Here is a 5,059-nt window from a genome sequence, read left to right on the forward strand (position 1 = left end):
CGGCAACCCAGGCCGGCAGTAGACGACCGGCCGCATCGGAGGCGAGAAGATGAAGTACCCCACAGCAACCCAGGGCCCCGCGAGCGATCGCCGGGCGCACCGAGGCAGCATCCGGTTCGCCGGCGCCGCGCTGCTCGCCACCATGGCCGCGGTCCTCGCGGCCTGCGGCAGCGGCAGTTCCAGCGATTCATCCAGCCTCACGGTGGAAGGCGACGTGCCGCTCGCGTACACGCAGCGCGTCAACACGATGGGCATGAACCCGACCAACGGCGCCCCGTACGCCCAGGGCGGCGACCTGATGATCCGCGAGAAATCCTCGCCGAGCGCGCCCGAGCACAACATCACGAAGGACATCACCCAGGGCCACGGCGACGTGTCCGACCCCGAGGTGTCGTTCGACGGCAAGAAGATCGTCTTCGCGCTGAAGTGCGAGACCTCCAACACCTCGATGATCAACGGCGCCAAGGCCTGTACCGGGCGCTGGAACATCTGGGAATACGACATGACGAAGAGCGGCCTGACCGGCGGCAGCTTCAAGCGTCTGACCAGCTCCACCGACRGCGACGACGTCGACCCGGCCTACCTGCCGGCCGGCAAGGGCTTCGTGTTCTCGTCGAACCGCCAGGGCACCTCGTTCTTCAACCAGGGCGTCGGCGGCAACCGCTTCGCGCTCGACGAGTACGAGCGCGAGCGTGTGTTCAACCTGCACACGATGGATGCCACCGGCGGCAACATCACGCAGATCTCGGTCAACCAGAGCCATGACCGCAACCCGGTCGTGCGCCCCAACGGCGACATCATGTTCTCGCGCTGGGACCACGTCGGCATGCGCAACCACTTCAAGGTGTTCCGCGTGAAGCCCGACGGCACCGACATGTTCGTGCTGTACGGCGCACACAGCGAGGGCAACAGCTTCCTGCACCCGCGCGACATGGACCCGAAGGGCAAGTTCAAGGGTYTCCTCGCATCCGACCTGATGCCGCTGTCGCGCACCAAGGAAGGCGGCGGCTTGGTGCTGGTCGACGCGGCCAACTACTCCGAGCAGAACACGCCGGCCAACCCGAGCGTCGCGGCCCAGGGCGGCCAGTACTACCCGACCGAACAGGCGCTGAACATCGACGGCGGGCTGTCGGCGTACGGCCGCATCACGACGCCGTTCCCGCTGTGGGACGGCACCGATCGCGTGCTGGTCGCCTACCGCCCCTGCGAAGTGACGAAGAACGGCAAGGTGGTGCCGTGCGCCACGCTGACCGATGCCGAGAAGGCGCGCCTGGCCGATGACAACCGGCTGGAAAGCGAGGTCGAGGCCGACGGCGTGAAGGACAACGTGCCGCCGCCGTACGGCATCTACATGTTCGACCCGAACGACCCGAAGAAGGGCCTGCAGCCGATCGCGCCGCCGCCCCCGGGCTTCATGAACACCGACCCGGTGCCGCTGCAGTCGCGCGCCGAGCCGAACGCCACCGACCCGACCCCGGTCGACCCGACGCTGGCCGCCCAGAAGCTCGGCCTGCTCGAAGTGCGCAGCGTCTACGACACCGACGGCCTCGGCCGCATGGGTGACCCGGTGATCGCGGCGGCCGACCTGTCGGCCACCTGCACCACCGCGATCGCGAAGACCGCGCCGACCGACCCGCTGGACACCCGCGCCCAGGTCGCCGACCTCGTCAAGATGAAGGACCCGGCCAGCCCGGCCTATGGCTGCGCGCCGGCCCGCTTCATCCGCGCCTTCCGCGCAGTGGCGCCGAGCCAGGGCATGGGCGTGCGGGCCGCGATCGGCGAGACCGATTTCGAGCCGCAGCAGATCCTCGGCTACGCGCCGATCGAGCCGGACGGCTCGTTCAAGCTGCAGGTGCCGGCCGACACCCCGATCGGGCTGGCGGTGGTCGATGCCGAAGGCCGTGCCTTCCAGACCCACACCAACTGGATCCAGGTCCGCCCGGGCGAACGCCGCACCTGCGACGGCTGCCACAGCCCGCGCCGCGGCGGCGCGCTGAACTCCGGTGCGGTCGCCAACACGATCCCGTCGGGCTGGTTCGACAACCTGGCGAGCGCCCACCAGTCGGGCGAGACGATGGCCGGCACCCGCACGCGCCTCGACCCGAACGTGCTGAAGCTGATGACCGACATGGTCTCCTCCGACGTCTGGGCCGACACGGCCAAGGCCGGCGTGACCGCGCGCAATTCGATCAGCATCAAGTACAAGAACAACACCGATCCGAAGGACGACCTGCTGACCGCCGCCCCGACCGACGGCGTCATCAACTACCCGGACCACATCCAGCCGATGTGGACGGTCAGCCGCGGCGTCAACGGCGCCGGCACCTGCGTGACCTGCCACGCCGACCCGGCCAAGCTGGACCTGAGCGCGACGATCGCCGGCACCGGCCGCAATGCGTCGTACGAGCGCCTGCTGATCGGCGACCCGGTCATCGACCAGGCCACCGGCCTGCCGAAGACCCACCTCGAGGAAGGCGTGCCGATGATCGACCGCGAGCCGGCGATGGTCGACACGATGGCCAGCGAAGGCGATGCCCTCGGCATGGGGCGCAAGAGCCGGCTGCTGGAGATCCTGTCCGGCGCGACGCTGATGGCCAGCGCCGATGCGCGCACGCTGTACCCGACCCCGGCGGCAGGCGCGCCGGACCACGCCACGCTGCTGACCAAGGCCGAGAAGCGCCTGCTGGCCGAATGGATCGACCTCGGCAGCAAGTACTACAACGACCTGTCCGCAGGCGGCGTGAAGGGCATCGGGCAGATCACCCAGGCCTCGTTCGAGTCCGACGTGTACCCGATCCTGCGCAGCACCTGCGCGGCCGGTTGCCACCAGGGCATCGGCAGCGACGAGATCGCCGCCGGCAAGGCGTTCCGCGAGAACCGCTTCGTGTTGCTGGGTGACGCGGAGGGCGATTTCAATGTCACACTGACGATGATCAACGACGCCTGCCATCCGGAAGCCAACTCGCTGCTGAAGCGGCCGTCGACGATCCCGCACCCGGCGGGCGCCGCGAGCTCGCCGACCGCGGTGCTGCCGGTGGGCAGCGCGAACTACGTGACGATCGCCAACTGGATCAAGAAGGGCTGTACCACCCCATGACGCACGCGTCTCCCAAGGCACCTGCGCGCGCACCCTGGCGGGTGCCGCTGCGCGCGGCGGGTGCCTGCCTCGCCGCAGCCTGGCTCGCCAGCTGCGGCGGTGGCGGCAACCCGCTGGGCAACCCGTCGACGATCAACAACCCGGCCGGCGCGTCGGGCCAGCGCCTGTCGTACGCCTACTTCCAGAAGTGCATCAACCCGATCTTCCTGGCGGCGCTGCCGATCACGCACAACGGCACGACCACCACCAACACCTGCGCCGGCTCGGGCTGCCATGACACGGTGGCCGGCACCGGCGGCGCGTTCCGCATCGCCACCGGCGCAACCGCGCTGGACGTGACCGACCCGGCCAACACGCCGGACGTGATCCGCCAGACCGACATGTACAAGAACTTCTACTCCGCGCAGGGCGAGGTGGTGGAAGGCTCGACCACGCAGAGCCGGCTGCTCGCGAAGCCGCTGCTGATCAACGTGCTGCATGGCGGCGGGCAGATCTTCCCGAACGACCAGGATGCCAACGTCAAGCTGATCGAGTACTGGATCACCCACCCGTCGCCGTCGGGCCAGGACGAGTTCAGCACCGCGACCTACAACATGTTCACGCCGGCAGACCCGAACACGGGGACCTGCAATACAAATTGACAACAATGCCAGCATGACCCTCGCCCTCTCGCCCGAGTCGCACCCACGCCGTTTTCACGCCCACCTTCGCCACGTCCTTCAAAGGCTGGCGCTCGCCTGTGCGTTGGGCGTTGCTGCGCTGCCGGCGGTGGCCGCGGACACCCCGCCCGAGCGGCTGCAGGTCAGCGACCCCTACATCGAGATGCACACCGGCGCGGGCCGCGGCTACCCGGTGTTCCACATCGCCGAGAAGGGCGAGTGGATCGAGGTGCTGCTGCGCCACACCGACTGGTTCAAGGTGCGCACCGACAAGGGCAAGGAAGGCTGGGTCACGCGCGCGCAGCTCGAGACCACGCTGACCGAGGCCGGCAGCACCAAGACCTTCCGCGACGTGCTGCTCGACGACTACCTGAATCGCCGCGTCGAGTTCGGCACCGGCTGGGGCCGCTTCAAGGGCGAGCCGATGCTGAAGATGTGGACCGGCTACCGCCTGTCGGACACGCTGTCGCTCGAAGCCACGCTCGGCCAGGTGCAGGGCGTGTTCTCCGGCAGCGATTTCTGGCATGCCAACCTGATGGTCGAGCCCTGGTCCGACAAGCGCCTGTCGCCGTTCTTCGCGGTCGGCTTCGGCAAGTTCAAGAACGTGCCCAATTCGACGCTGGTCGACGCGGTCGGCACCAACTCCAAGATGGCCGACGCCGGCATCGGCGTGCGCTACCACCTGTCCGACCGCTTCGTGCTGCGGGCCGACTGGTCGCTCTACACGGTGTTCATCGACGACACCCGCAGCGCCGAGTACCGTGCCGCCACGGTCGGCTTCTCCTTCTTCTTCAATTGACGGCCATGCGCAAACTCCAACGTCTTGTCCTCGCGGCCTGCCTTGCCGCGCCGTTCGCGGCGCAGGCCCAGAACCAGCAGCAGGTCGTCGAACCCGGCAACGAGCAGGTGATCGTGCCGCAGGTCGATCGCCGCCCGGTGAACGTGCCGAAGATCCCGTCGAACGACTTCGAGTTCGGCCTGTTCGGCGGCACCTACAGCACGCAGAACTTCGGCGCCAACGCCGTCTCGGGCCTGCGCGTGGGCTACCACATCACCGAGGATTACTTCGTCGAGGCCGTCTACGCCCAGACCAAGGTGAGCGATGAATCGTTCCGGCAGATCCTGCCCGGCGGCGTGCTCTCCGACGACAGCCAGAAGCTGCGCTACTACAACGTCTCGATCGGCGTGAACGTGCTGCCGGGCGAGATCTTCTTCGGCCGCAACACCGCGAAGGCGTCGGCGGTGTACCTGATCGGCGGCGACGGCAGCACCAAGTTCAACGACCAGCGCAAGCAGACCTTCA

General features: G+C 68.2%; 4 protein-coding genes. All 4 read left to right on the top strand.

Annotated features, from left to right (window positions below):
* Window positions 1-49: 49 nt before the first annotated feature.
* The gene (locus AC1D12_RS24335) at window positions 50-3,097 is read left to right on the top strand and encodes an HzsA-related protein (RefSeq protein ID WP_477843391.1); all 3,048 of its coding nucleotides are present in this window, start codon (window positions 50-52) and stop codon (window positions 3,095-3,097) included.
* A complete protein-coding gene (locus tag AC1D12_RS24340) occupies window positions 3,094-3,738 on the top strand; it encodes a hypothetical protein (protein WP_047511908.1) in 645 nt (214 codons plus the stop codon). Before AC1D12_RS24335 ends, AC1D12_RS24340 begins: the two co-directional genes overlap by 4 nt.
* A gap of 13 nt (window positions 3,739-3,751) precedes the next feature.
* Entirely contained in the window at window positions 3,752-4,555 is an 804-nt protein-coding gene (locus tag AC1D12_RS24345) for an SH3 domain-containing protein (RefSeq protein ID WP_477843393.1), read from the top strand.
* A 5-nt stretch (window positions 4,556-4,560) separates the two neighbouring features.
* On the top strand, window positions 4,561-5,059 hold a 499-nt coding region (locus AC1D12_RS24350), incomplete at its 3' end, for an outer membrane beta-barrel domain-containing protein (protein ID WP_477843395.1).

It is taken from the genome of Rhizobacter sp. P1_G5, from assembly GCF_056405435.1.